Annotated in this window: 23 protein-coding genes, 2 tRNA genes, 3 rRNA genes and 1 riboswitch; of the genes, 14 read left to right on the forward strand and 14 right to left on the reverse strand. The window is 54.4% G+C overall.

The window, feature by feature from the left end; genetic code table 11:
- The first annotated feature begins 165 nt into the window (after window positions 1-165).
- The 3 genes from LQ945_RS14725 to LQ945_RS14735 are packed head-to-tail and all read left to right on the forward strand — an operon-like array spanning window position 166 to window position 2,352.
- Complete coding sequence (locus LQ945_RS14725) at window positions 166-612, forward strand: GNAT family N-acetyltransferase (RefSeq protein WP_270101066.1); 447 nt, start codon at window positions 166-168, stop codon at window positions 610-612.
- A complete protein-coding gene (locus LQ945_RS14730; protein ID WP_270101067.1) occupies window positions 612-1,076 on the forward strand; it encodes an oxidoreductase in 465 nt (154 codons plus the stop codon). Before LQ945_RS14725 ends, LQ945_RS14730 begins: the two co-directional genes overlap by 1 nt.
- Window position 1,077: 1 nt before the next feature.
- The gene (locus tag LQ945_RS14735; protein WP_270101069.1) at window positions 1,078-2,352 is read left to right on the forward strand and encodes a sensor histidine kinase; all 1,275 of its coding nucleotides are present in this window, start codon (window positions 1,078-1,080) and stop codon (window positions 2,350-2,352) included.
- Here LQ945_RS14735 and LQ945_RS14740 read toward each other — a convergent pair.
- The 9 genes from LQ945_RS14740 to LQ945_RS14780 form a co-directional block, all read right to left on the reverse strand.
- Window positions 2,338-3,153: a helix-turn-helix domain-containing protein gene (locus LQ945_RS14740; protein ID WP_270101070.1), complete on the reverse strand. Its 816-nt coding sequence runs from the start codon at window positions 3,151-3,153 to the stop codon at window positions 2,338-2,340. The genes LQ945_RS14735 and LQ945_RS14740 overlap by 15 nt on opposite strands.
- A 304-nt stretch (window positions 3,154-3,457) precedes the next feature.
- Window positions 3,458-3,949, reverse strand: coding sequence for an acyl-CoA thioesterase (locus LQ945_RS14745; RefSeq protein ID WP_270101071.1), 492 nt, complete (start codon window positions 3,947-3,949; stop codon window positions 3,458-3,460).
- Between the two features lie 306 nt (window positions 3,950-4,255).
- Complete coding sequence (gene thiH, locus LQ945_RS14750; protein WP_182825539.1) at window positions 4,256-5,389, reverse strand: 2-iminoacetate synthase ThiH; 1,134 nt, start codon at window positions 5,387-5,389, stop codon at window positions 4,256-4,258.
- Window positions 5,389-6,168, reverse strand: a complete 780-nt coding sequence (locus LQ945_RS14755; protein ID WP_270101072.1) for a thiazole synthase — start codon at window positions 6,166-6,168, stop codon at window positions 5,389-5,391. Before LQ945_RS14755 ends, thiH begins: the two co-directional genes overlap by 1 nt.
- A gap of 1 nt (window position 6,169) precedes the next feature.
- Window positions 6,170-6,370 (reverse strand): sulfur carrier protein ThiS, encoded by a 201-nt coding sequence (thiS, locus tag LQ945_RS14760; RefSeq protein ID WP_270101073.1) that lies wholly within the window; start codon window positions 6,368-6,370, stop codon window positions 6,170-6,172.
- Window positions 6,367-7,116, reverse strand: coding sequence for a HesA/MoeB/ThiF family protein (locus LQ945_RS14765; protein ID WP_270101074.1), 750 nt, complete (start codon window positions 7,114-7,116; stop codon window positions 6,367-6,369). Before LQ945_RS14765 ends, thiS begins: the two co-directional genes overlap by 4 nt.
- Before the next feature lie 4 nt (window positions 7,117-7,120).
- Window positions 7,121-7,759, reverse strand: a complete 639-nt coding sequence (thiE, locus tag LQ945_RS14770) for a thiamine phosphate synthase (protein ID WP_270101075.1) — start codon at window positions 7,757-7,759, stop codon at window positions 7,121-7,123.
- Window positions 7,752-9,695 (reverse strand): phosphomethylpyrimidine synthase ThiC, encoded by a 1,944-nt coding sequence (gene thiC / locus LQ945_RS14775; protein ID WP_270101076.1) that lies wholly within the window; start codon window positions 9,693-9,695, stop codon window positions 7,752-7,754. Before thiC ends, thiE begins: the two co-directional genes overlap by 8 nt.
- A gap of 114 nt (window positions 9,696-9,809) precedes the next feature.
- Window positions 9,810-9,934: riboswitch (TPP riboswitch) on the reverse strand.
- Between the two features lie 39 nt (window positions 9,935-9,973).
- A complete protein-coding gene (locus LQ945_RS14780; protein WP_044554717.1) occupies window positions 9,974-10,477 on the reverse strand; it encodes an Rsd/AlgQ family anti-sigma factor in 504 nt (167 codons plus the stop codon).
- A gap of 99 nt (window positions 10,478-10,576) precedes the next feature.
- Here LQ945_RS14780 and nudC point away from each other — a divergent pair, with 99 nt between their 5' ends.
- The 6 genes from nudC to LQ945_RS14810 all read left to right on the forward strand — a co-directional run bounded on the left by nudC (window position 10,577) and on the right by LQ945_RS14810 (window position 14,952).
- Window positions 10,577-11,344, forward strand: a complete 768-nt coding sequence (nudC, locus tag LQ945_RS14785; RefSeq protein WP_182825543.1) for an NAD(+) diphosphatase — start codon at window positions 10,577-10,579, stop codon at window positions 11,342-11,344.
- 39 nt (window positions 11,345-11,383) lie between these two features.
- Entirely contained in the window at window positions 11,384-12,448 is a 1,065-nt protein-coding gene (hemE, locus tag LQ945_RS14790) for a uroporphyrinogen decarboxylase (RefSeq protein ID WP_020828729.1), read from the forward strand.
- Between the two features lie 9 nt (window positions 12,449-12,457).
- Complete coding sequence (gene nfi, locus LQ945_RS14795; RefSeq protein ID WP_270101077.1) at window positions 12,458-13,144, forward strand: deoxyribonuclease V; 687 nt, start codon at window positions 12,458-12,460, stop codon at window positions 13,142-13,144.
- 48 nt (window positions 13,145-13,192) lie between these two features.
- Window positions 13,193-13,783 carry a YjaG family protein gene (locus tag LQ945_RS14800; protein WP_004953973.1) on the forward strand — a complete coding sequence of 197 codons (591 nt, stop codon included), beginning with the start codon at window positions 13,193-13,195 and terminating at the stop codon, window positions 13,781-13,783.
- Window positions 13,784-13,971: 188 nt separating this feature from the next.
- Entirely contained in the window at window positions 13,972-14,244 is a 273-nt protein-coding gene (hupA, locus tag LQ945_RS14805; RefSeq protein WP_012004757.1) for a nucleoid-associated protein HU-alpha, read from the forward strand.
- A gap of 69 nt (window positions 14,245-14,313) precedes the next feature.
- Window positions 14,314-14,952 (forward strand): DUF1481 domain-containing protein, encoded by a 639-nt coding sequence (locus LQ945_RS14810; RefSeq protein ID WP_182825545.1) that lies wholly within the window; start codon window positions 14,314-14,316, stop codon window positions 14,950-14,952.
- Window positions 14,953-14,995: 43 nt separating this feature from the next.
- Here LQ945_RS14810 and purD read toward each other — a convergent pair whose 3' ends face one another.
- Together purD and purH are read right to left on the reverse strand one after the other, a co-directional pair.
- Entirely contained in the window at window positions 14,996-16,279 is a 1,284-nt protein-coding gene (purD, locus tag LQ945_RS14815; protein ID WP_270101079.1) for a phosphoribosylamine--glycine ligase, read from the reverse strand.
- 48 nt (window positions 16,280-16,327) lie between these two features.
- On the reverse strand, window positions 16,328-17,917 hold the full coding sequence (purH, locus tag LQ945_RS14820) for a bifunctional phosphoribosylaminoimidazolecarboxamide formyltransferase/IMP cyclohydrolase (RefSeq protein WP_182825547.1): 1,590 nt from the start codon (window positions 17,915-17,917) through the stop codon (window positions 16,328-16,330).
- Between the two features lie 666 nt (window positions 17,918-18,583).
- Here purH and LQ945_RS14825 point away from each other — a divergent pair.
- The 5 genes from LQ945_RS14825 to rrf all read left to right on the forward strand — a co-directional run bounded on the left by LQ945_RS14825 (window position 18,584) and on the right by rrf (window position 23,800).
- Window positions 18,584-20,126, forward strand: a 16S ribosomal RNA gene (locus LQ945_RS14825).
- Window positions 20,127-20,201: 75 nt separating this feature from the next.
- A tRNA-Ile gene (locus tag LQ945_RS14830) sits at window positions 20,202-20,278 on the forward strand.
- Window positions 20,279-20,385: 107 nt separating this feature from the next.
- A tRNA-Ala gene (locus LQ945_RS14835) sits at window positions 20,386-20,461 on the forward strand.
- Window positions 20,462-20,676: 215 nt separating this feature from the next.
- Window positions 20,677-23,586 (forward strand): 23S ribosomal RNA (locus tag LQ945_RS14840).
- 98 nt (window positions 23,587-23,684) lie between these two features.
- Window positions 23,685-23,800: ribosomal RNA gene (gene rrf / locus LQ945_RS14845) — 5S ribosomal RNA — on the forward strand.
- Together the 16S, 23S and 5S rRNA genes with 2 tRNA genes alongside form the textbook arrangement of a ribosomal RNA operon.
- Window positions 23,801-23,869: 69 nt before the next feature.
- On the opposite strand, the gene LQ945_RS14850 is transcribed toward rrf, so the two are convergent.
- The 3 genes from LQ945_RS14850 to LQ945_RS14860 are packed head-to-tail and all read right to left on the reverse strand — an operon-like array spanning window position 23,870 to window position 26,178.
- Window positions 23,870-24,193, reverse strand: coding sequence for a hypothetical protein (locus LQ945_RS14850; RefSeq protein ID WP_270101080.1), 324 nt, complete (start codon window positions 24,191-24,193; stop codon window positions 23,870-23,872).
- A 24-nt stretch (window positions 24,194-24,217) separates the two neighbouring features.
- Window positions 24,218-25,870, reverse strand: a complete 1,653-nt coding sequence (gene actP, locus LQ945_RS14855) for a cation/acetate symporter ActP (protein ID WP_270101081.1) — start codon at window positions 25,868-25,870, stop codon at window positions 24,218-24,220.
- Window positions 25,867-26,178, reverse strand: coding sequence for a DUF485 domain-containing protein (locus LQ945_RS14860; protein ID WP_044553908.1), 312 nt, complete (start codon window positions 26,176-26,178; stop codon window positions 25,867-25,869). The genes actP and LQ945_RS14860 overlap by 4 nt, the downstream gene beginning before the upstream one ends.
- Window positions 26,179-26,221: the final 43 nt, after the last annotated feature.

Raw genomic sequence — 26,221 nt, forward strand, 5'->3', positions numbered from 1 at the left:
GAATGCCCCGGGGTTCGGCTTGCCGGGCCCTTGCCAGATAAACCGCTCCTCCGGGGGCGGTTTTTTTTTGCCCGCTCCCCCAGAGGCAATCTTTGCTACTATGAAGAAACCCGAGATAATGGCTAAAATCGCCTGTGTACTATGTCAACCAAGGATTGTGCAGATATGGACAGCCTGATCACCTTCGAAAAACTTGCTGCAAAACACCTGCCTTACCTGTATGAAATCAGATTTTCCGTCGAAGAGAATCCGCTTCATCCTCACCAGATCCAATACCTTCAGAGAACCCAGGCGCTGGATGATATCAATCAGGGCGGTGGCTGGATTTGCAAATACGGTGAAGATTATGCCGGTGTCGGTTTCGGCCTCTTTATTCCTGACCCCTTGATCGGCGGGCTGTTTGTCAAGCCGGAGTACCAGTCGAAAGGTATAGGCTCCGCTTTACTGAACGCCGTAACGGCATGGTTGTTTGAGAATGGCGCCGAAGAAATCCATCTCACTACCGATCTGGGCTCCAGGGCTGAGGTGTTTTATCAGCGGCGTGGCTGGGTTGCCATTGGCCAGGATGAATTTGGTCAGGCGGAACTGGTTAAACGTAAAGGTGAAAAGTAATGAAAATCAAAGGACTGATAGCATTATTTATGATTTCCCTGTTTAGTGCGCCGCTCTATGCGAGCGTTGATTATTTTTATCTTAAAAAGAACGATGGCGAGAAGATCAAAATTACTCTACAAGCGTTAGAAGCGATGCCATCCTCTTCGATTAAAACCTCTACCAATTTCACCCCTGAGGCCGTTTTTACCGGCGTTGAGTTTAGCGTACTGGCAAAGGAATATGGCCTGAAGGGAGGCAAGGTTCGCGCTTTTGCCTGGGATGATTATTCATATTCAATGCCCGTTGCTGAGCTGGATAAATACAAAGTTATTATCGCCTATAAGAAAAATGGCGAGCTGATGGACGTTGCACAGTTAGGGCCGTTTGCGATCATCTATCCTCGCGATAGCCACCCAGAATTGAACAAGATTGATGTGAACGCAAAGACCGTTTGGCAAATAAAAATGCTAGAGGTTAAGTGAAATGAGCAAGAAATTTATCGGGACTCTCATCACCCTCATTGCGGCGCTGCTGTTCTTGATCCTGTTGATTGCCGTAAATTTCGGCAGTGTGAAAGAACGATACAAGCAGATTGAGCCTAATCTCGATAATTACTCCGTCGCTGAAATTCTCTTTTTATCCTTTGAAAGAACGAAAACCGCACTGCTTCTGGGCGATGAGGATCACTACGACGCTTTTAAGCTCAAAAAGAAAATATTTGCATCAAAAATTGCCATTCTTGAAAACCGTTCCACATTCAATGACTCTTTTTATTACGACGAAGAGTTTATCAACACCCTTGCGGTTTTGAAGCGTCAGTATGCCGAGCTGGATCTACTTAGCGCAGGGCTGGCAAATGGCACGAAGACCAAAGCCGATATACTCTCCTTTATGGGCGATATGGAAATTACTCTGGTCGATATTCAAGAGATAATTTACAAAATACAGATAAGGAATTTCACCGAGGTTAAAGACATCATCAAAGATAATTCGAGCAAAGCCGAGCTATTTGCCATTATCTCGCTGGCGCTGATTTTCTTGATGATGTTCCTTATCTTGAAAAATGCGCTCTCGCTGAAGGAGATAATCAAAAATAAGAATATCTTTATTTCCTCCATCTATCATGAGATTGCCGGCTCAACGCAGGCTATCGTGATTGCCGCAGACATCATGGAGCATGAGCTGGTTCAGGATGAGCTGAAAAAAGAAGCCCGGCTAATCTCGCACCATGGCAATAAAATTGCAGAGCAAACCCGTGAGGTCATGGATTACTCAAGGCTTGAAATGGGGGAGGTAAAGATAAACGACTCTCTGTTTTCACTCAATGAGGTGGTTGACGATGCCGTCGCCGCGGTGAGTGGGGAGGGCCGCAATCAATTTATTGTCCGGCACTCGTCCCATACAGGGGGGATCTACTCCGATAAATACAAGCTATATCGAATACTCGTCAACCTGTTGAGCAATGCAGACAAATATACGTATTGCGGTCAGGTCACTGTGAATGTGAAGGTTTATAATAGCCGTCTTCATCTTCTGGTGAAGGATAACGGTATCGGCTTTAACGTGAAAAATATTGACCGATTATACAAGGCGTTTAATCAGGGGCTGGAAAGAGAGACGCGGCAGGGGCTGGGCTTGGGGCTGACCATTATAAAGAACTATGTGACCAGAATGAAAGGCACCATCAGAGTGAAATCAGCCGAGGGCAAAGGGGCGTCATTTTTGATTTGCCTGCCAATAAAATCAGTTGAAAAATAAATGGGAAAGCAGCAGTGAAGAGATAATCAGCGGCTTGGCCGGTTTCTCAACCAAATGCACGTCGTAGTTTAATATCATATCGCCTATGTTTTTCTCATAGTGGTTTAACTGGCCGGTCAGGATGATGATTTGTGCAGGGGGATCCACTCGGTCTTTGATCTTTTCTACGACCTTTTCGGACGTCTCACCGAAGTCTAACAACCAATCAAGAATAAAGGCTTCGTAGGCGTACCGCTCCAGGCCGTCGATGATCGCTGCCGCCGTCGAGTAAGTGTCTGTTTCAATCCCGTAGCGGGTGGTGATTTTCTTTAGCAGCTCCAGAATGTCCTGGTCGTTGTCGAGTATGGCTATTCTTGGCGCCGGCAGAAAGTCTATTTTTTTGACCTTATACAGCTCGGCAGCCGCGCTTTTATCTCTGCCGGTGTTAATAACAAAAAGATCGTCTTTTCTGAATGCGTAGGTTTCCGCATCCTCAATGTTAGCTACCGGTTTGTCATCCACTTCAATATTGCATCGTTTATGTATGCTGTTCATGATAAACACGCAATTATGGGCTCTGCGCCCTTCAAACGATTCGTTGAAGTATTGAAATACCTTTTTTGCCTCGTCGAGAGTGATGCCTCTTTTCCCGTCCAGCTTCTGCTTGGCGCTGTTGTATTGAAGGTTAAGTATGCTCGCCAGCGTGGATGCATGCTTCCTGTCACCCACCCCTTTTTGGGTCAACAAGGCGCTAATGGCCTCTGCATAATTTGGCGTTTTTTTCATGATCACCTCGATTTTTCTGATGCTGACCACGAGCATTGGATGTCCCGAGGTTGCCTGCTGGCTCGATTATAGATGAAGTCAGGATGGCTGCGCCTATATCCGTTTGATTTTGTTAATCAAACTCAAAACATACTCGCCAGTGCCAAAAATAACACTCAAAAGACATTCACATTTTATCGTCGATATGATTAATTAGCATCATATGTGTGATTCGCGTTCCTAGGGGGGGCTGCCTGTCTCACAGAATAAGCTGCCTGCATCTGTTTTCAAGCCGGGTGCAGGCAGCAAAAAGATACACGGCCAACACCAGGGGCCATTACAGCATCAGGGACTCATTCCATCACTGCGGCGCGGTTGGCTTACTCTCTTTTGCCTGCTGATATTGCTGCACGCTTTTCACTACCTCTTCCGGCGCCACCACGCCTTCTTTCCCAAGCACCACAGCCTGTGACGTACCCAACGCTACGATCCGATCACCGACGCTGAAAGTGTGGGTCGCATAAAAGTAACGATCGTCCCAGTGGGTAATGGTCATGCTGACTTGATAACGCTGGAATGGTTGCAGCGCCTTTTTGTAATCCATGTTCAGTTGGCTAACTATCGGCGACCAACGCCGCTTCAGCATTAACTTCATCAGGCCTGTGCGGATAAACATATCCACCCGATTGAGATCGCAAACCGTCAGATAGCGACCATTGTTCATATGCAGATTGATATCGATGTCATTCAGCCACACTCGGGTTTGCAGGGTGCTGGTCAGGGCATCCATCGACATGCGCGGTTTCCAGCATGATGAGATCAAGATCCAAAGCAGTCGCAGGTACAGGTTCATGGTTATTATCCCGCCAGGTTGTCAGACCAGTTTAACGGTCAGACTTTAACTGTGGTCAAACCAGATTGTTTTGTCAAAAAACCGATGAGGATATTCATGGGGGAGGATCCGGAGTCGCGCAGGAAGGTATCCGACGCGATCCGGGGGAGTAGGGCGGAGCCACCGGGAAGAAGGCGACTCCGGCTGGCGCCAGGTTTGGCGACCAGCAGCGCCACTATAGCGAGGCGGGTTAACCTTACCAGCAGCGTCAACCGCTTCTGCGCAGTGCCTCCACCGCTTTTCCCATGATGCCAAAGGCGTTGCAGCTTATTGCGGGCTGCGTCCCAGATAGCCGTCCCAGTCCTTCCACACCGGCTGCAATCCGGCATCGCTGATGGCTTGCGCCACCTGCTGCGGCGTACGGCCATCGTGCGGTTCGAACTGTTCCAATTCAGGCGGCACGTCGTCGGCATAGCCACCGGGCTGTGTCTTGGATCCGGCACTGACGCTGTTGATCGCCACCGGGATCATGTGATCGCGGAAGAACGGTGATTCACGCGTCGACAAAGAAAGCTCCACGTCGGGCGCGAACAGTCGGAAAGCGCAGATCAGTTGCACCAGTTGCGGTTCACTCATGATCGACGCCGGTTCGATGCCGCCGGCGCAAGGCCGTAAGCGCGGGAAAGAGATGGAATAACGGCTCTGCCAATAGGTTTGCTGTAGATAAAACAGGTGCTCGGCCAGCATATAGCAGTCGGTACGCCAACTGTTGGAAAGCCCGACCAGAGCACCGAGACCGATCTTGTCGATCCCGGCGCGGCCCAGGCGATCCGGCGTGGCCAGCCGCCAATGAAAGTCCTGCTTCTGCCCACGGAGGTGATGCTGCAGATAGGTGGCGGGATGATAGGTTTCCTGATACACCAGCACGCCATCCAGCCCCAGCGTTTTCAGTTCGGCATACTCTTCTTGCGCCAGCGGTTGCACCTCCATCATCAGCGAACTGAAATGGCGGCGGATCGCCGGAATATGCTGGCGGAAGTAATCCATGCCCACCTTGGTTTGATGTTCACCGGTCACCAACAGCAGATGCTCGAAACCCAGTGCTTTTATCGCCAGGCATTCGCGCTCGATTTCTGCGGCATCCAGGGTTTTGCGCTTGATGCGATTGCTCATCGAAAAGCCGCAGTAGGTGCAGTCGTTGGCACACAGATTGGACAGGTATAAGGGAACATAGAAGCTGACTACGTTACCAAAACGCTGGCGAGTCAGTTGTTGTGCACGTTGCGCCAGGGGTTCCAGATAGGGGGCGGCGGCGGGAGAGATCAAGGCCATAAAGTCTTCGCGCGTCAGCTTGTCCGCATTGAGTGCGCGCTCCACATCCCGCGCCGTCTTGCTGTTAATGCGCAGCGAGATATCATCCCAATCCAACTGCTGCCAGCGGCGGCTGAAATCATCGGCCATCACAGCGCCTCCCCGGCCTGGCTGAGAAAAGCCGTCAGCGGGCTGGAGGCCGCAGCACCGCGTTGGCTACTGCCCAAACCGGCCTGGCGCGCCAGTTCGCCGGCTTCCAATGCCAAACGGAAAGCACGCGCCATCTGCACGGGATCGCGTGCCACGGCGATAGCCGTATTCACCAGCACCGCATCGGCGCCCAGTTCCATGGCTTCCAGCGCATGGCTTGGTGCACCGATACCGGCGTCCACCACCACCGGTACTTTGGCCTGCTCGATAATGATCTCCAGAAAGTCGCGGGTGCGCAGACCCCGGTTGGAACCGATTGGCGATCCGAGCGGCATGACCGCCGCGCAGCCCACTTCTTCCAACCGTTTACAGAGCACCGGGTCGGCACCGCAGTAAGGCAGTACCACAAAACCTTCTTTTACCAAGGTTTCCGCCGCTTTCAGGGTCTCTATGGGGTCTGGCAGCAGGTATTTCACGTCAGGGTGAATTTCCAGTTTGACCCAGTGGGTGCCGAGCGCTTCACGCGCCAACCGAGCGGCAAACACTGCCTCGGCAGCGGTTTTGGCACCTGAGGTATTTGGCAGCAAGCGAACGCCCAACTGCTGCAGCGGGGCCAGAATGGCATCATTGCCGCCGCGCAGATCAACGCGCTTCATCGCCATGGTCACCAACTGCGAGCCGGAGGCCTGCAGGGCATCCAGCATCAGCGTTGGGGTGGCGAATTTGCCGGTGCCGGTAAACAGGCGTGAAGTAAAGAGGGTATCGGCGATTTGCAGCATGTCAGCCTCCGGCGATCGCTTGAAACAACAGGATGTCATCACCGTCTTGCACCAGGTGGTTAGCCCAGTCTGCACGCGGGATGATGATTTGGTTGATAGCCAGCGCCGTACCTGGCTGGTGGTGCTCCAACTGCTCGAGCAGTGCGTCGACGCTCAGTGGCTGCGCCAATGCCAACGGCTGATCATTAAGCCGGATTTTCATGCTGTCCCTCCGCATACCGCGCAGGTGCTGGCCTGGCTGAGTTGCAAGGTGCTCCAGCTTTGTTGCTTACCGTCGAACAACCGCAGCTTGCCGTTGAGTGACGAAGGCATACCCGCCAGCATTTTTATCGCCTCCAGGGCTTGCAGCGTGCCTATGACGCCGACCACCGGGCCGAGTACACCGGCGGTGCGGCAATTACGCTGCGGTTCGGTTTGCTCCGGGTACAGGCAGGCGTAACAGCCGTGGGCATAAGGCGGTTCAATGACCAGCAGCTGGCCGCTGAAGCCCACCGCGCTGCCGCTGATAAGCGGTTTGTTGGCCCTGATGCAGGCAGCGTTCACTGCATGACGGGTTTCCATGTTGTCGCAGCAGTCCAAAATGAGATCGGCGCGTTCCACGGCGTGGTGCAAGATTTCGCCTTGCAGCCGTTGTTCCAGCGCAATGGATTCGACCATCGGATTCAGTGCCTGCAGCTGGCGCTGTGCCAAAGCGGCTTTGCTTTTTGCAACGTCGGGGCTGCGGTACAAGATCTGGCGCTGCAGGTTGGTGACGTGAAGCGTATCGTCATCGGCCAGCAACAGAGTACCGACGCCGGCGGCAGCCAGATAGAGCGCTGCAGGGGAGCCTAAGCCCCCGAGCCCGACGATCAGCGCCGTCGAACCTTTTAGCTTCTCCTGGCCTTCCGGGCCAATGTCTTCCAGCAGTAACTGGCGGCTGTAACGCAGAAACTCTTGATCGTTCAACATGAGGTTACTCCTTGCCTTCGATCAGCTGCAGCAGTTGAGCGGTGGCGACGCGCCAGTCCGGCGCCTGAGTAATGGCGCTGACCACCGCCACGCTACCGACGCCGCAGGCCAACACGTCCGCCACGCGATCGATACTGATCCCGCCGATCGCCACCGTCGGATAGTTGCTCAGCCCGAGGATATGGCGTTTCAGCTCTGCCAAGCCCTGGGGAGCGGAAGGCATGTCTTTGGTTTGCGTCGGGAAGATATGCCCCAGCGCAATATAAGAAGGCTTCACTGCAATGGCCCGTGCCAGTTCGGTATCGTCATGGGTAGAAACCCCTAAACGTAATCCGGCGCGGTGAATGGCCGCCAAATCGGTGGTCTCCAGATCTTCCTGACCCAGGTGTACGCCATAGGCATCGTGTTTAATCGCCAATTGCCAATAGTCGTTGATAAACAGCCGGGCGTTGTACCTTTTACCGAGTGCAATGGCGGCGGCAATATCCACTTCGACCTGCTCATCCGGCAGATCCTTGATGCGCAGTTGGATCGTGGTAACACCCGCATCCAGCAGGCGAGCAATCCATTCGACACTGTCGACTACCGGGTATAACCCCAGCTTGTGCGGGGTGGCGGGGAAAGGTGTGGTGATATCAGTCATTGCTCAGTTCCTCTTGCAGGTTGCCTGCGCTGTGGTAGAGCTCGCTGCCGCGCGAACGGAACTCGGCCGACATTTTTTCCATGCCGGTGAGTTGTACTTCTATCGGTTTGGCGGCTTCCTGCGCGGCGGCATAATCGCGAACTTCCTGCGAAATTTTCATCGAGCAGAATTTGGGGCCGCACATGGAACAGAAGTGGGCGATTTTGCCGGACTCTTGCGGCAGGGTTTCGTCGTGATAAGCCCGTGCGGTAGCCGGATCGAGCGCCAGGTTGAACTGATCTTCCCAGCGGAATTCGAAACGCGCCTTGGACATGGCGTTATCGCGGATCTGAGCGCCAGGGTGGCCTTTGGCCAAATCGGCGGCGTGGGCGGCAATTTTGTAGGTGATCAGCCCCTGTTTGACGTCTTCTTTGTTCGGCAGCCCGAGGTGCTCCTTCGGCGTGACGTAACACAGCATGGCGCAGCCGAACCAACCGATCATCGCGGCGCCGATACCGGAGGTGAAGTGGTCATAGCCCGGAGCGATATCGGTGGTTAGCGGGCCAAGGGTGTAGAACGGCGCTTCGTGGCAATGCTCCAACTCTTCGGTCATGTTGCGACGGATCATTTGCATCGGTACGTGACCAGGGCCTTCGATCATCACCTGCACGTCGTATTCCCAGGCAATTTTGGTCAACTCGCCCAGCGTGTGCAGTTCTGCGAACTGCGCTTCGTCATTGGCGTCCTGAATCGAGCCTGGGCGCAGGCCGTCGCCAAGGGACAGTGAGACGTCATAGGCGGCGCAGATCTCGCAGATTTCACGGAAGTGCTGGTACAGGAAGTTTTCCTGATGGTGTGACAGACACCATTTAGCCATGATCGAACCACCGCGTGAGACGATGCCGGTCAGGCGCTTGGCGGTCATCGGTACATAGCGCAACAGCACGCCGGCGTGGATGGTGAAGTAGTCAACGCCTTGTTCTGCCTGCTCCAGTAACGTATCGCGGAACATTTCCCAGGTCAGGTTTTCCGCCACGCCGTTCACTTTTTCCAGTGCCTGATAGATAGGCACCGTGCCGATCGGTACCGGACTGTTACGCAGGATCCATTCGCGGGTTTCGTGGATATAGCGGCCGGTGGACAGGTCCATCACCGTATCCGCGCCCCAGCGGGTGGACCAGACCAGTTTCTCGACTTCCTCTTCGATGGATGAGGTCACCGCCGAGTTGCCGATATTGGCGTTAACTTTCACCAGAAAGTTGCGACCGATGATCATCGGCTCGGATTCGGGATGGTTGATATTGGCGGGAATGATGGCGCGCCCGGCGGCGACTTCCTGCCGAACGAATTCCGGCGTGATGTTCTCCGGCAGGTTGGCGCCCCAGCTTTGGCCCGGATGCTGCTGGCGCAGGACATCGCCGCGGATACGCTCGCGGCCCATGTTTTCGCGGATGGCGATAAACTCCATCTCCGGGGTGATTATGCCAGCGCGGGCGTAGTGCAACTGGGTGACGCATTTGCCAGATTGCGCCTTGCGCGGCCGCGGCAGATGTTCAAAACGCAGGTGATCCAGGCCTTCATCCGCCAGGCGCTGCTGGGTGAAACCGGAACTGACGCCATTGAGCTCTTCGGTATCACCGCGTTCAGCTATCCAGCCTGCACGCAGTTTAACCAGGCCGGTATGCACATTAAGTTCAGATTGCGGATCGCCGTAAGGACCCGCGGTATCGTATACCGGAATGGCTTCGTTGGGCTCGTACCGTGGGTTGTCTTTGTCGCCGCCAAGCAGCGTCGGGCTAAGCTGGATTTCACGCATCGGCACCTGCAGATCGTTGCGTGAGCCCTGCAGATAAATCCGGCGTGAATTGGGAAAGGAAACGCCTTGAAGGGTATCGATAAACTGCTGGGCTTCTTCGCGTTGCTCTTTACGGGCACGGGGTTTTTTAACGTTAGACATAGCAAGTTCCTACCAGTGTGTTGGGTTGGGAAAGTTGCTTGTCTGGAGCTCGGAGGGAGTAATGATGCTGGCCGACAGGGCGGGATTATCCCTGTTGGGATCACCTGCCTGTAGCGATAGATTACTCTTGTTCCCTTCGCGGGTATTAACCCGATCAGGTTCCGCGGATCCCGAATTAACGGTCTCAGCCTGGCCAATTTGATGAACAAATCAGGCGCTAGGCACTCCGACAAGATGCCCCCCAGTATAGGAGGGATAATAAAAAAAACTACAAAATTCTAACGAACCTGATCCAGCGCCTGGTCCGGTACCGCTTGTTGCCAGGCATCGGCCGCCAGCAGGATCAGCTTATCTTCCAGGGTAAAACGCGCCGCCAGAGTTTCACCGATATCCGACAATGCCTGATGGAATTCCAGGCATACGTCCTGATCGATATCCACTTCGGTATAGCGATCGTGGAAAGCCATAATCTGCTCGGTATTGGCCCAGAGCTTGGGATAGATGTTGACTGCCAGACTCATTTTCGGACTGGATGCGCCTTCCACTTGCTTGATAATTCTGTCATAGATATGAAAATGACCGGCGGAGAGGTAATCCACCAGATTATGGCAAAAGTTCTCCAGCGCTTTTTCATTCAGCGGCGTATGCTTTTCTTTATTCGGTTTAATGCCCACGAGGGTGCAATAGGCGACCAGCAGTTGCTTGCGAGCCTGAAGCCATTGATCAACTAATTCATTACTACCACCAACGCGCTGAGTCAGGCTTTCCAAACGGTTGAGCATGTTTGACTCCGTAAGTAATAAAACGTAACAGTAAGTTATTAAAATGTTACAAGGCCGATTCGTAGAGTGCCAGTGAAGCTGAGGTTGTGCAACAACGATATGGAACTTGCATTAACGGGTAATGAAAATGGCTGGTGGATCGTCAGCCATGAAAGCAAACTTTGGTTACCAAACGGTGAATTGCCGTGCGGTTTGGCGGCGTCATTCTCCCTGCAGGGGCGGATGGCCCGGGCTATTGGTGAATGGGAGGGGTTGCCGGTCTGGCTGGTGCGTCAGGCGATGCCGCAGGAAATGGGCTCGGTGCGTCAACTGCTTGAGCTCGATCGCGGACTGTTCCAACTGGCTGGTCGGGGAGTGCAGCTGGCCGACTTCTACCGTTCCCATCGCTACTGCGGTTACTGTGGCCACGAGATGCACCTCAGTCGTACCGAGAGCGCCTGCCTGTGCGGCAATTGCCGGGAGCGTTACTACCCGCAGATCGCGCCCTGCGTGATCGTTGCCATCCGGCGTGACGATGAGATCCTGCTGGCGCAGCACGTACGTCATCGTGGCGGCATTCATACCGTCTTGGCCGGTTTTGTCGAGGTCGGTGAAACGCTGGAGCAGGCGGCAGCACGCGAGGTGATGGAGGAAAGTAACATTGAAATCAAAAATCTGCGTTACGTCACTTCGCAGCCCTGGCCGTTCCCGCATTCGCTGATGATGGCCTTTATGGCCGATTATCACCGGGGTGAGATCCGCCACGATCCGAAAGAACTGCTTAACGCCGGCTGGTACCGCTACGATCGGTTGCCGCTGTTGCCGCCGCCCGGCACCGTGGCGCGCCGCCTGATAGAGGACACCGTAGCCTTATGCCGCGAGCAATAACTCGCTACAATAGCGGCAGATGAATAAGGGAGCCCCATAATGAATGAGTTGAAGAACGATCGTTACCTGCGCGCGCTGCTGCGTCAGCCGGTGGATGTGACCCCCGTATGGATGATGCGTCAGGCCGGTCGTTATTTGCCGGAGTACAAAGCCACCCGTGCCCAGGCCGGTGATTTTATGTCGCTGTGCAAGAACGCGGAACTGGCTTGCGAGGTTACGCTGCAGCCATTGCGCCGCTTCCCGCTGGATGCGGCCATTCTGTTCTCCGACATCCTCACCATTCCCGATGCTATGGGGCTGGGGCTGTATTTCGAAACCGGCGAAGGCCCGCGTTTCTCTTCCCCCATTACCTGTCGTGCCGACGTGGACAAGTTGCCGGCCTTCGATCCGGAAGTGGAGCTGGGCTATGTGATGAACGCGGTGCGTACTATCCGCCGCGAGCTTAAAGGCGAAGTGCCGCTGATCGGTTTCTCCGGCAGCCCATGGACCCTGGCAACCTACATGGTGGAAGGCGGCAGCAGCAAGGCCTTCACCAAGCTGAAAAAAATGATGTACGCGGAACCGGCTACGCTGCACCTGCTGCTGGATAAACTGGCAGACAGCGTCATTTTGTATCTCAATGCCCAGATCAAAGCCGGCGCGCAGTCGGTAATGGTCTTCGACACCTGGGGCGGCGTGCTGACCGGCCGTGACTACCGCGAATTCTCTTTGCATTACATGCATAAGATTGTCGATGGGCTGCTGCGTGAAAACGATGGCCGCCGCGTGCCGGTCACGCTGTTCACCAAAGGCGGAGGCCAGTGGCTGGAGGCCATGGCGGCCACGGGTTGTGACGCATTGGGTCTAGACTGGACGACCGACATCGCCGACGCGCGCCGACGTGTAGGCGATAAAGTGGCACTGCAGGGCAATATGGATCCGTCCATGCTGTATGCGTCGCCTGAGCGTATTGCCCAGGAAGTGGAAACCATTCTGGCCGGTTTCGGTCACGGTGAAGGGCATGTGTTCAACCTGGGTCACGGCATTCATTTGGATGTGCCGCCAGAAAATGCCGGCGCCTTTGTTGAGGCGGTTCACGCTCAATCGGGCAAATACCATCGCTAAGGACTGGATGTGATAGATACCCAAGCCCTGCGCGCGGAGCAATTGCAGCGCGCCTCGGAGGTGATTCGTTTCGATGACTTCCGGACCGAGTCGCCGGCCTTTATTGCCGGTGCCGACGTGGGCTTTGAACAGGAAGGTGAGGTGACGCGTGCCGCCATTGCCATCCTGCGCTATCCATCGCTGGAGCTGGTGGAGTATCGGGTGGCTCGTGTCGCGACCACCCTGCCTTACATTCCCGGCTTTTTATCGTTTCGTGAATACCCTGCGTTGCTCGCGGCCTGGGGGCAACTGCAGCAGAAGCCGGACCTGGTTTTTGTCGACGGCCATGGTATCTCGCACCCGCGACGTCTGGGCGTTGCCAGCCATTTTGGCCTACTGGTCGACGTGCCGACCATTGGCGTCGCCAAAAAGCGTCTGTGCGGTAAATTCGCCCCTTTGGACGCCGCCGCAGGCGCGTTGGCGCCACTGGAAGACAAAGGCGAGCAGTTGGGTTGGGTGTGGCGTAGCAAGGCGCGTTGTAATCCGTTGTTTATCTCCACCGGCCACCGCGTCGGGGCCGACAGTGCGTTGGCCTGGGTACAACGTTGCATGGCGGGCTACCGTTTGCCGGAACCTACGCGCTGGGCCGATGCCATCGCCTCGCGCCGGCCGGCCTTCCAGCGCTGGTTGCAGCAGCATCCAGAGGTGTCGCAATGACCGATTTCGGGTACACTGCGGCGCAGATAACGCGTAAGAGAGTGAATAATGCTACGTAACCCGATCCATTTACGTCTGGAAAAGCTTGAAAGCTGGCAACATTTGACCTTTATGGCCAGTTTGTGCGAGCGTATGTATCCGAATTACCAGATGTTCTGCCTGCAAACCGAGTTTGGCGATCCGGCGATTTACCGCCGTATTCTGGATTTGGTGTGGGAAACGCTGGTGGTCAAGGACGCCAAGGTCAACTTTGACAGCCAGCTGGAGAAGTTGGAAGAGGCGATACCTTCGGCAGAAGATTACGATCTTTACGGCGTTTACCCGGCTATTGACGCCTGTATCGCATTAGGGGAACTGATCCATTCGCGACTCAGCGGGGAGACGCTAGAGCACGCCATCGCCATTAGCGAAACGTCAATTCGCACCGTGGCGATGTTGGAAATGACTCAGGCCGGTAAAGAAATGACCGACGATGAGCTCAAGGTTTTGCCTGCGGTAGAGGAAGAATGGGACATTCAATGGGAAATTTTCCGCCTGTTGGCTGACTGCGAAGAACGTGATTTAGAGCTGATCAAAGGCTTGCGTTCCGACCTCCGCGAGGCGGCGGTAAGTAATATCGGGATAAATTTAACGCAATAAGGCAAGAAAACGTGATTTAACGCCTGATTTGTCATGCCTTAAGGCTTCACATCCGCACCCTGTCTGGTCTACATTTGGGGGGCGTAAAAAAAGTGGCTATCGGTGCGTGTATGCAGGGAGTGCTGTCAATCGGCATATCCGTCGCACTCGATGCTTTGCAAACGATAAACACACTGTAAGGATAACTTATGAACAAGACTCAACTGATTGATGTAATCGCGGACAAGGCTGACCTTTCCAAAGCACAAGCTAAACTGGCTCTGGAATCCACCCTGGCTGCTATTACTGAGTCTCTGAAAGAAGGTGATGCAGTACAATTGGTTGGTTTCGGTACTTTCAAGGTCAACCACCGCAACGAGCGCACTGGTCGCAACCCGCAGACTGGTAAAGAAATCAAAATCGCAGCTGCTAACGTGCCTGCGTTCGTTTCTGGTAAAGCACTGAAAGACGCGGTTAAGTAATACTGCGTGTTGGTGAAAAGATTAAACAGGGGGGCAAAAGCGCCCCTTTTGTTTATCCGACAGGCGCTCATGGTCATCGGCCTTGCCGGTGTCCTGAGCGCCTGCAGCAGTCATTCAGATCCCCCTGCCTTTAGTGCCAGCGGCTTTGTGGCCGACCAGGGCGTTATTCGCCTGTGGCGCAAAGACGACGATCGGCACCGCCCACAAGTGTTGATGAGCGTCTACAGTCCTTATCGCGGCCCGGGCACCGTCACCACGTTGTACGAATACCAAAACGGCGAACTGCGCCAGATTAAACGCACCGATGCCGATGGCGATCGTGACTCGATCCAACTTCGCTTCACCGATGACGGCGAAGTGAGCTTTATGCAGCGCCAACTGGCCACGCGGCGTGAACAACTGACCGCCGATGAAATCGCGCTGTACCAATACCAGGCGCGTCGAGTGCTTGAAGTGAGTAATGCGTTGCGTGCCGGCAATGTGAAACTGCTGCAGGGGCGTTGGCAACAGGGCACGGTGCAAACCTGCGATGGGCAAACGTTGAAACCTGGGCTGGACGGCAGTGCCGAAGCCTGGATTGAGCGTCGCGCCCGCAACAGCAGCCAACCGGTGAATATTGCCTGGTTGGATGCGCCGGAAGGGCGTGAACTGCTGCTGGTGGCAAACGAAGATTTTTGCCGCTGGGAACCGAAAGAAGATCAGCTATAAAAAAGGCCCCGCATGGCGGAGCCCTGAGAGATTGGCGTTCAGATCATTTGCCGCGTGCAATCGCACGATAGCCAATGTCCTTACGGCAGAAGCTGCCTGGCCACTGAATGCCTTCCGCCAACTGGTAAGCGCGTTGTTGCGCCTGAGCCACCGTTTCACCCAGTGCGGTAACGCACAGCACGCGGCCACCGCTGGTCACCACGTCGTTACCCTGCATGCGGGTGCCGGCATGGAATACCTTACCGTCGGCGCTTTCTTGCTGCGGCAGACCCTGAATGACCTCACCGTTGTTATAGTCACCCGGATAACCGCCGGCAGCCAGTACTACGCCTAACGCAGGGCGTTCATCCCATTCAGACGTTTTCTCATCCAGCTTGCCTTCCGCACCGGCCAGGCACAGTTCAACCAGATCGGAACGCAGACGCACCATGATCGGCTGGGTTTCCGGATCGCCAAAGCGGCAGTTGAATTCAATGACTTTCGGCTGACCGTCCGCAGAGATCATCAGCCCGGCATAAAGGAAACCGACATAGGTGTTTCCTTCCGCCGCCATGCCGCGCACGGTTGGCCAGATAACCTGGTCCATCGCGCGCTGGTGGATTTCATCGGTCACCACTGGCGCCGGGGAATAAGCCCCCATGCCGCCGGTGTTCGGGCCGGTGTCGCCATCGCCGACGCGTTTATGATCCTGGCTGGTGGCCATCGGCACCACGTTTTCACCGTCGACCATGACGATAAAGCTGGCTTCTTCCCCATCCAGGAACTCTTCCACCACGATACGGTGGCCTGCATCGCCGAAGGCGTTGCCTGCCAGCATGTCTTGCACGGCGTCTTCCGCTTCCTGCAGCGTCATGGCAACAATCACGCCTTTACCGGCAGCCAGGCCGTCAGCCTTGATGACGATCGGGGCACCTTTACTGCGAACATAGGCCAGCGCGGGTTCGACTTCGGTAAAGTTTTGATACTCGGCGCTTGGGATATTATGGCGCGCCAGGAAATCTTTGGTGAAGGCTTTAGAGCCTTCTAACTGGGCTGCGGCCTGAGAGGGGCCAAAGATTTTCAGACCGGCGGCCTGGAAGGCGTCAACCACGCCGATCACCAACGGCGCTTCCGGCCCGACAATAGTGAGGCCGATATCGTTGCTCTGGGCAAAAGCGAGCAGGGCTGGAATATCGGTCGCGGAGATCTCGACGTTCGTAAGACTGGGTTCCAGCGCGGTACCGGCATTGCCCGGCGCTACGTAAACTTTGTCCGCCAGCGGTGATTGGGCGGCTTTCCAGGCCAGCGCGTGTTCGCGTCCGCCGTTGCCGATAATTAAAATGTTCATCAGGTGCTCCACGAAGGGCGTGCGCCGCAGCGCACGCAGCAAAAAGGATTAATGGCGGAAGTGACGCATATCGGTAAAGATCATCGCAATGCCGTGTTCGTTGGCGGCGGCAATCACTTCATCATCGCGGATCGATCCGCCTGGTTGGATCACGCAGGTGATGCCAACGGCTGCCGCGGCATCGATACCGTCACGGAACGGGAAGAAGGCGTCGGACGCCATGGCGGAGCCTTTGACTTCCAGACCTTCGTCGGCGGCTTTGATGCCCGCGATCTTGGCTGAGTAAACGCGGCTCATTTGCCCCGCGCCTATGCCGATGGTCATGTTGTCGCGCGCATAAACAATTGCGTTGGACTTAACAAACTTGGCCACTTTCCAGCAGAACAGCGCATCACGCAATTCCTGAGCGGTAGGTTGGCGTTCGGACACTACGCGCAGATCGCTTTCACTTACCATGCCCAGATCGCGATCCTGCACCAGCAAGCCCCCGTTGACGCGCTTGAAGTCCAGAGCGGCAACGCGTTGCTGCCATTGGCCGCAGGCCAGCACGCGGACGTTCTGCTTGGCAGCCAGCAGGGAACGCGCTTCCTGGCTGATGCCAGGTGCGATAATCACTTCCACAAACTGACGACTGATGATGGCCTGCGCAGTGGCGGCGTCCAGTTCGCGGTTGAAGGCGATGATGCCGCCGAACGCGGAGGTAGGATCGGTTTGATAGGCACGTTCATAGGCTGCCAGAATATCGTCGCCTATCGCCACGCCACAGGGGTTGGCATGCTTGACGATAACGCAGGCCGGTTCGACGAACTCTTTCACGCACTCCAGCGCCGCATCGGTATCGGCGATGTTGTTGTACGACAGCGCTTTGCCCTGTAGCTGATCGGCGGTGGCGACAGAAGCTTCCTGAACATTCTCTTCTATATAGAAGGCGGCCTGCTGGTGGCTGTTTTCACCGTAGCGCATATCCTGCTTCTTGATGTAGTTAAGGTTCAGCGTGCGAGGGAAGCGACCGGAAGGTTGCTCGGTGTCGCCATGGTAGGCCGGCACCAGCGCGCCGAAGTAGTTGGCGATCATGCTGTCGTAAGCGGCGGTGTGTTCAAAAGCCTTGATAGCCAGATCGAAACGGGTGACGTATTGCAGTGAGCCGTCGTTGTTATCCATCTCGGTAATGATAGCGGCGTAGTCGCTGCTCTTGACGACGATGGCAACGTCTTTGTGGTTCTTGGCTGCAGAGCGCACCATAGTCGGGCCGCCGATGTCGATATTCTCTACTGCATCTGCCAGCGAGCAATCCGGGCGCGCCACGGTTTGGGCGAACGGATACAGGTTTACCACCACCATGTCGATCGGCTTGATGTCATGTTGGCTCATGATGCCGTCGTCCTGGCCGCGACGGCCCAGAATGCCGCCGTGTACTTTCGGGTGCAGCGTCTTCACTCGTCCATCCATCATTTCCGGGAAGCCGGTGTAGTCGGAAACTTCGGTAACAGGCAGGCCGGCATCTGCCAGCAGGCGGGCGGTACCGCCAGTGGAGAGCAGTTCAACGCCACGGCTTGAAAGCGCTTCGGCGAATTCAACGATACCGGCTTTGTCAGAGACGCTGAGCAGGGCCCGGCGGATTGGACGAGGTTGTTGCATGGTTTTATCCCTTGGCTTTGGAGTCGCAATAAAAGAGCGTTACGTGAATTTCCACCTTCTACTCTCTATAAGGAAAGGTTTTTCTCTCTATAAAGGGGGCATCGGGCACAAATTCAGGTAACGCCCCCATAAAAAGGGGAGCGTTTCGTCGCGGGGAATTGTAGCGAAAACGTTTGCGTGGCGCTCGTAAATTTTCCGTGCAAATGGCTTCTGTGGATAAGTTTGTGCACAACAGGGTATAAGGCGGGCTTTTGCTGTGGAATGCAGCAAACGATCGTTTTTGTCGAAAATACCTGTTGCGGCCTGCGAGGAACTCCCTATAATGCGCCTCCATCGACACGGAACATGTGAACAACTTCACAGAGTCTCCGGGGTTCGAAGAGAAAAAATCCTGAAATTTAGGGGTTGACTCTGAAAGAGGAAAGCGTATTATACGCCACCTCGAGATAGCAAGCTACGGCGGCTAACTCACTGCTCTTTAACAATTTATCAGACAATCTGTGTGGGCACTCCACAAGACGATATCCAGAACCTTCGGGTTCAAAAAAATATCAAGTCTTGAAGAGTGACCAAGCAATAAGTCAGTCGGTTGATTCGTCAACGGTCTGATTATTACGAAAGTTAATTTTCGAGCATCGCTTCACGAGTTGAAGCAAATCAAGCTTTTAATTGAAGAGTTTGATCATGGCTCAGATTGAACGCTGGCGGCAGGCCTAACACATGCAAGTCGAGCGGTAGCACAGGAGAGCTTGCTCTCCGGGTGACGAGCGGCGGACGGGTGAGTAATGTCTGGGAAACTGCCTGATGGAGGGGGATAACTACTGGAAACGGTAGCTAATACCGCATAACGTCTTCGGACCAAAGTGGGGGACCTTCGGGCCTCATGCCATCAGATGTGCCCAGATGGGATTAGCTAGTAGGTGGGGTAATGGCTCACCTAGGCGACGATCCCTAGCTGGTCTGAGAGGATGACCAGCCACACTGGAACTGAGACACGGTCCAGACTCCTACGGGAGGCAGCAGTGGGGAATATTGCACAATGGGCGCAAGCCTGATGCAGCCATGCCGCGTGTGTGAAGAAGGCCTTCGGGTTGTAAAGCACTTTCAGCGAGGAGGAAGGGTTCAGTGTTAATAGCACTGTGCATTGACGTTACTCGCAGAAGAAGCACCGGCTAACTCCGTGCCAGCAGCCGCGGTAATACGGAGGGTGCAAGCGTTAATCGGAATTACTGGGCGTAAAGCGCACGCAGGCGGTTTGTTAAGTCAGATGTGAAATCCCCGCGCTTAACGTGGGAACTGCATTTGAAACTGGCAAGCTAGAGTCTTGTAGAGGGGGGTAGAATTCCAGGTGTAGCGGTGAAATGCGTAGAGATCTGGAGGAATACCGGTGGCGAAGGCGGCCCCCTGGACAAAGACTGACGCTCAGGTGCGAAAGCGTGGGGAGCAAACAGGATTAGATACCCTGGTAGTCCACGCTGTAAACGATGTCGACTTGGAGGTTGTGCCCTTGAGGCGTGGCTTCCGGAGCTAACGCGTTAAGTCGACCGCCTGGGGAGTACGGCCGCAAGGTTAAAACTCAAATGAATTGACGGGGGCCCGCACAAGCGGTGGAGCATGTGGTTTAATTCGATGCAACGCGAAGAACCTTACCTACTCTTGACATCCAGAGAATTCGCTAGAGATAGCTTAGTGCCTTCGGGAACTCTGAGACAGGTGCTGCATGGCTGTCGTCAGCTCGTGTTGTGAAATGTTGGGTTAAGTCCCGCAACGAGCGCAACCCTTATCCTTTGTTGCCAGCGCGTAATGGCGGGAACTCAAAGGAGACTGCCGGTGATAAACCGGAGGAAGGTGGGGATGACGTCAAGTCATCATGGCCCTTACGAGTAGGGCTACACACGTGCTACAATGGCGTATACAAAGAGAAGCGAACTCGCGAGAGCAAGCGGACCTCATAAAGTACGTCGTAGTCCGGATCGGAGTCTGCAACTCGACTCCGTGAAGTCGGAATCGCTAGTAATCGTAGATCAGAATGCTACGGTGAATACGTTCCCGGGCCTTGTACACACCGCCCGTCACACCATGGGAGTGGGTTGCAAAAGAAGTAGGTAGCTTAACCTTCGGGAGGGCGCTTACCACTTTGTGATTCATGACTGGGGTGAAGTCGTAACAAGGTAACCGTAGGGGAACCTGCGGTTGGATCACCTCCTTACCTAATGATATTGATTGCGTGTAGTGCTCACACAGATTGTCTGATGAAAAAGTAACGAGCAGAAATACCTTTAATAGGCTTGTAGCTCAGGTGGTTAGAGCGCACCCCTGATAAGGGTGAGGTCGGTGGTTCAAGTCCACTCAGGCCTACCAATTCTTTCCCATACTGCGTTGCTTCACCGCATGGCTGTAAAGCCGCGTGGCGCCGCGTCTTGTTTGGAATCGAATGAGGTAACAAAGGTATCTGCAAGTGACTGTATGGGGCTATAGCTCAGCTGGGAGAGCGCCTGCCTTGCACGCAGGAGGTCAGCGGTTCGATCCCGCTTAGCTCCACCATATAGTCCTGTATCAATACTTCAGAGTGTACTGGCAACAGTATGCTGCGAAGTATTTTGCTCTTTAACAATCTGGAACAAGCTGAAAATTGAAACATGACAGCTGAAACTTATCCCTCCGTAGAACTATTGGGGTAAGGATTAACCTGTCATAGAGTCTCTCAAATAAACAGCACGACAGTGTTCTCTGTTTACAGAAACACCTTCGGGTTGTGAGGTTAAGTGACTAAGCGTACACGGTGGATGCCTAGGCAGTCAGAGGCGATGAAGGGCGTGCTAATCTGCGATAAGCGTCGGTAAGGTGATATGAACCGTTATAACCGGCGATACCCGAATGGGGAAACCCAGTGCAATTCGTTGCACTATCATACGATGAATACATAGTCGTATGAGGCGAACCGGGGGAACTGAAACATCTAAGTACCCCGAGGAAAAGAAATCAACCGAGATTCCCCCAGTAGCGGCGAGCGAACGGGGAGGAGCCCAGAACCTGAATCAGTTCTTGTGTTAGTGGAAGCGTCTGGAAAGTCGCACAGTAAAGGGTGATAGTCCCGTACACTAAAATGCATTAATTGTGAGTTCGATGAGTAGGGCGGGACACGTGACATCCTGTCTGAATATGGGGGGACCATCCTCCAAGGCTAAATACTCCTGACTGACCGATAGTGAACCAGTACCGTGAGGGAAAGGCGAAAAGAACCCCGGCGAGGGGAGTGAAATAGAACCTGAAACCGTGTACGTACAAGCAGTGGGAGCCTACTTTGTTGGGTGACTGCGTACCTTTTGTATAATGGGTCAGCGACTTATATTTTGTAGCAAGGTTAACCGTATAGGGGAGCCGTAGGGAAACCGAGTCTTAACTGGGCGAATAGTTGCAAGGTATAGACCCGAAACCCGGTGATCTAGCCATGGGCAGGTTGAAGGTTGGGTAACACTAACTGGAGGACCGAACCGACTAATGTTGAAAAATTAGCGGATGACTTGTGGCTGGGGGTGAAAGGCCAATCAAACCGGGAGATAGCTGGTTCTCCCCGAAAGCTATTTAGGTAGCGCCTCGTGAACTCATCTTCGGGGGTAGAGCACTGTTTCGGCTAGGGGGCCATCCCGGCTTACCAAACCGATGCAAACTCCGAATACCGAAGAATGTTATCACGGGAGACACACGGCGGGTGCTAACGTCCGTCGTGAAGAGGGAAACAACCCAGACCGCCAGCTAAGGTCCCAAAGTCATGGTTAAGTGGGAAACGATGTGGGAAGGCATAGACAGCCAGGATGTTGGCTTAGAAGCAGCCATCATTTAAAGAAAGCGTAATAGCTCACTGGTCGAGTCGGCCTGCGCGGAAGATGTAACGGGGCTAAACCATGCACCGAAGCTGCGGCAGCGACGCTTAGGCGTTGTTGGGTAGGGGAGCGTTCTGTAAGCCGTTGAAGGTGACCTGTGAGGGTTGCTGGAGGTATCAGAAGTGCGAATGCTGACATAAGTAACGATAAAGCGGGTGAAAAACCCGCTCGCCGGAAGACCAAGGGTTCCTGTCCAACGTTAATCGGGGCAGGGTGAGTCGACCCCTAAGGCGAGGCCGAAAGGCGTAGTCGATGGGAAACAGGTTAATATTCCTGTACTCGGTGTTACTGCGAAGGGGGGACGGAGAAGGCTAGGCTAGCCGGGCGACGGTTGTCCCGGTTTAAGCGTGTAGGGGGAGTGACCTGGTAAATCCGGTCGCTTATTCAACCCTGAGGCGTGATGACGATGCACTACGGTGCAGAAGTAGTTGATGCCAAGCTTCCAGGAAAAGCCTCTAAGCATCAGGTAACACAGAATCGTACCCCAAACCGACACAGGTGGTCAGGTAGAGAATACCAAGGCGCTTGAGAGAACTCGGGTGAAGGAACTAGGCAAAATGGTGCCGTAACTTCGGGAGAAGGCACGCTGGCGCGTAGGTGAAGAGACTTGCTCTCGGAGCTGAAGCCAGTCGCAGATACCAGCTGGCTGCAACTGTTTAATAAAAACACAGCACTGTGCAAACACGAAAGTGGACGTATACGGTGTGACGCCTGCCCGGTGCTGGAAGGTTAATTGATGGGGTCAGCCGCAAGGCGAAGCTCTTGATCGAAGCCCCAGTAAACGGCGGCCGTAACTATAACGGTCCTAAGGTAGCGAAATTCCTTGTCGGGTAAGTTCCGACCTGCACGAATGGCGTAATGATGGCCAGGCTGTCTCCACCCGAGACTCAGTGAAATTGAACTCGCTGTGAAGATGCAGTGTACCCGCGGCAAGACGGAAAGACCCCGTGAACCTTTACTATAGCTTGACACTGAACATTGAGCCTTGATGTGTAGGATAGGTGGGAGGCTTTGAAGCGTGGACGCCAGTCTGCGTGGAGCCAACCTTGAAATACCACCCTTTAATGTTTGATGTTCTAACTCGGCCCCGTAATCCGGGGTGAGGACAGTGTCTGGTGGGTAGTTTGACTGGGGCGGTCTCCTCCCAAAGAGTAACGGAGGAGCACGAAGGTTAGCTAATCACGGTCGGACATCGTGAGGTTAGTGCAAAGGCATAAGCTAGCTTGACTGCGAGAGTGACGGCTCGAGCAGGTACGAAAGTAGGTCTTAGTGATCCGGTGGTTCTGAATGGAAGGGCCATCGCTCAACGGATAAAAGGTACTCCGGGGATAACAGGCTGATACCGCCCAAGAGTTCATATCGACGGCGGTGTTTGGCACCTCGATGTCGGCTCATCACATCCTGGGGCTGAAGTAGGTCCCAAGGGTATGGCTGTTCGCCATTTAAAGTGGTACGCGAGCTGGGTTTAGAACGTCGTGAGACAGTTCGGTCCCTATCTGCCGTGGGCGTTGGAAGATTGAGAGGGGTTGCTCCTAGTACGAGAGGACCGGAGTGAACGCACCACTGGTGTTCGGGTTGTCATGCCAATGGCACTGCCCGGTAGCTAAGTGCGGAAAAGATAAGCGCTGAAAGCATCTAAGCGCGAAACTTGCCTCGAGATGAGTCTTCCCTGGGCCTTTAAGGCCCCTGAAGGAACGTTTAAGACTAAGACGTTGATAGGCTGGGTGTGTAAGTGCAGCGATGCATTGAGCTAACCAGTACTAATGATCCGTGAGGCTTAACCTTACAACACCAAAGGTGTTTTAGAGAGACAGATTTTCAGCGAAGTTCCGAGATTGGTTTCAATGGCTACGTGAGTAGCGGTTGGAATGAAACAGAATTTGCCTGGCGGCAATAGCGCGGTGGTCCCACCTGACCCCATGCCGAACTCAGAAGTGAAACGCCGTAGCGCCGATGGTAGTGTGGGGTCTCCCCATGCGAGAGTAGGACACTGCCAGGCATCAATCAAGCCAAGAGGCCATCCGCAAGGATGGCCTTTTTGCTATGCGGAAAAGAAAAAATGGCGCAGCTAGGCTGCGCTTTTTAACCAGTCGGCGATAAAGTCAGCGATGCACTCTGGATCATTAAGGTCCAACAGTCTGGCCTTTCCAGTGATTAACCGATCGCTGGCAACGGCGATAACGCACTCGTCCAGCATATCCTCCAGCGGTTTACCCACCTCTTTAGCGTTGTCATGATTGAAAATTATCGCACTGGCATTATTTGGCGCTTGTATATGCAAATGAGGCGGTGAAGGGAGGCGTTGCTGCGATTGGCTTGACTGCACGAAGCCGAACCTCAGCAGAGTAACAATACTGGCTGTTGCCAGGTGATGAATGAGCGGGCTCAGCATGCTGAACCCGCTCTCTTTTTGACTTTAATGCGAACTGCCCTGGGAAATCCCCAGCCCAGTTTGTGAACGTACAAATTGAGAACGGAAGCGCTCGCGCTCTTGTTGCCCTGCCAAAGAGCTGTCGGTAACCGAGAACAGCCAGGTGCCGACGAAGGCGACAATCATCGAGAACAGCGCCGGATATTCATACGGATAGATGGGTTTCTCGTGCCCCAAAATCTGTACCCAAATCGTCGGGCCGAGGATCATCAGGATCACCGCAGTCAGCAGGCCCAACCAGCCGCCGATCATGGCACCACGGGTCGTCAGACGCGACCAGTACATCGAAAGAATAATGATCGGGAAGTTACAGCTGGCGGCGATAGAGAAAGCCAGCCCGACCATAAAGGCAATATTCTGTTTCTCAAACAAAATCCCCAGAGCTATCGCCACGATACCCAGGATCACCACGGTAATCTTGGAGACGCGCAGTTCATCACGCTCCGTCGCTTTGCCGTTTTTAATCACGCTGGCGTACAAATCGTGAGATACCGCTGAAGCACCCGCCAACGTCAGGCCTGCCACTACGGCCAAAATGGTGGCAAAGGCGACGGCAGAGATAAAGCCGAGGAAGAAGTTGCCGCCCACGGCGTTGGCTAAATGCACCGCAGCCATATTGGTACCGCCCAGCAACGCCCCGGTGGCATCTTTGAACGCCGGGTTAGGGCTGACCAACAAGATGGCGCCGAAGCCGATAATAAAGGTCAGGATATAGAAGTAACCGATAAAACCGGTGGCGTAGAACACGCTTTTGCGGGCCTCTTTAGCGTCGCTAACGGTAAAGAAACGCATCAGAATATGTGGCAGACCGGCGGTACCGAACATCAGCGCCAGCCCCAGGGAGAGCGCAGAAATAGGGTCGGAGACCAGACCGCCCGGGCTCATGATGGCCAGGCCTTTTGGATGCACCTTCACGGCTTCGGCAAACAGCGTGTTGAAGTCGAAATTGACCGATTCCATCACCATCAACGCCATAAAGCTGGCGCCGGCCAGTAACAGCACCGCTTTGATAATCTGCACCCAAGTGGTGGCCAGCATCCCGCCGAACAAGACGTACAGCACCATCAGAATGCCGACCAGAATGACCGCCACGTGGTAATTGAGGCCGAACAGCAGCTGAATCAACTTGCCGGCACCGACCATTTGGGCAATCAGGTACAGCGCGACCACCACCAGAGAGCCACAGGCGGAGAGCGTGCGGATTGGCTTTTGTTTCAACCGGTAGGAAGCCACGTCGGCAAAGGTGTAACGGCCCAGGTTACGCAGGCGTTCCGCGATCAGGAACAAAATGATCGGCCAACCGATCAGGAAACCGATGGAGTAAATCAGCCCGTCATAGCCCGAGGTATATACCAGTGCGGAAATGCCCAGGAAAGAGGCCGCTGACATAAAGTCGCCGGCAATCGCCAGACCGTTTTGCAGACCGGTAATTTTCCCACCGGCGGTATAATAGTCCTGACGTGAACGGGTGCGTTTAGAGGCCCAATAGGTGATATACAGCGTGGCGCCGACAAACAGGATGAACATCACGATGGCCTGAATGTTCAACGGTTGGCGCTTCACTTCACCACCAATGGCATCGGCAAAGACCAGACCCGGTAGCATCAGCAGAGCGGCGGCGGACAGTAAACGCTTCATTTCTTCACCTCACGCAGGACTTCTGCAGTCAGGCGATCGAATTCGCCGTTGGCGCGGAATACGTAGATCCCGGTGAGTACAAAAGAGATCACGATCAGGCCAACGCCTACCGGGATCCCACGGGTAATAGTCGATCCTTCAGCGATCGGGGTGCCCAACCACTGAGGATCGAAAGCGATCAATAAAATAAAGCCAACGTAGAGTGCCAGTGTAATCAGCGAGAGCAGCCAGGCAAATCGGCTACGTTTTCGCACCAGCTCGATAAAGCGCGGGTTTTCCTCAATCCCTTGATAAATGGTGTCATTCATCAGAGTGTCTCCAGTAGGTATTGAACGAATGCGCCGCGCTTGA

The organism is Serratia liquefaciens (assembly GCF_027594825.1).
In the GTDB taxonomy this organism is placed as follows: Bacteria; Pseudomonadota; Gammaproteobacteria; order Enterobacterales; family Enterobacteriaceae; genus Serratia; species Serratia liquefaciens_A.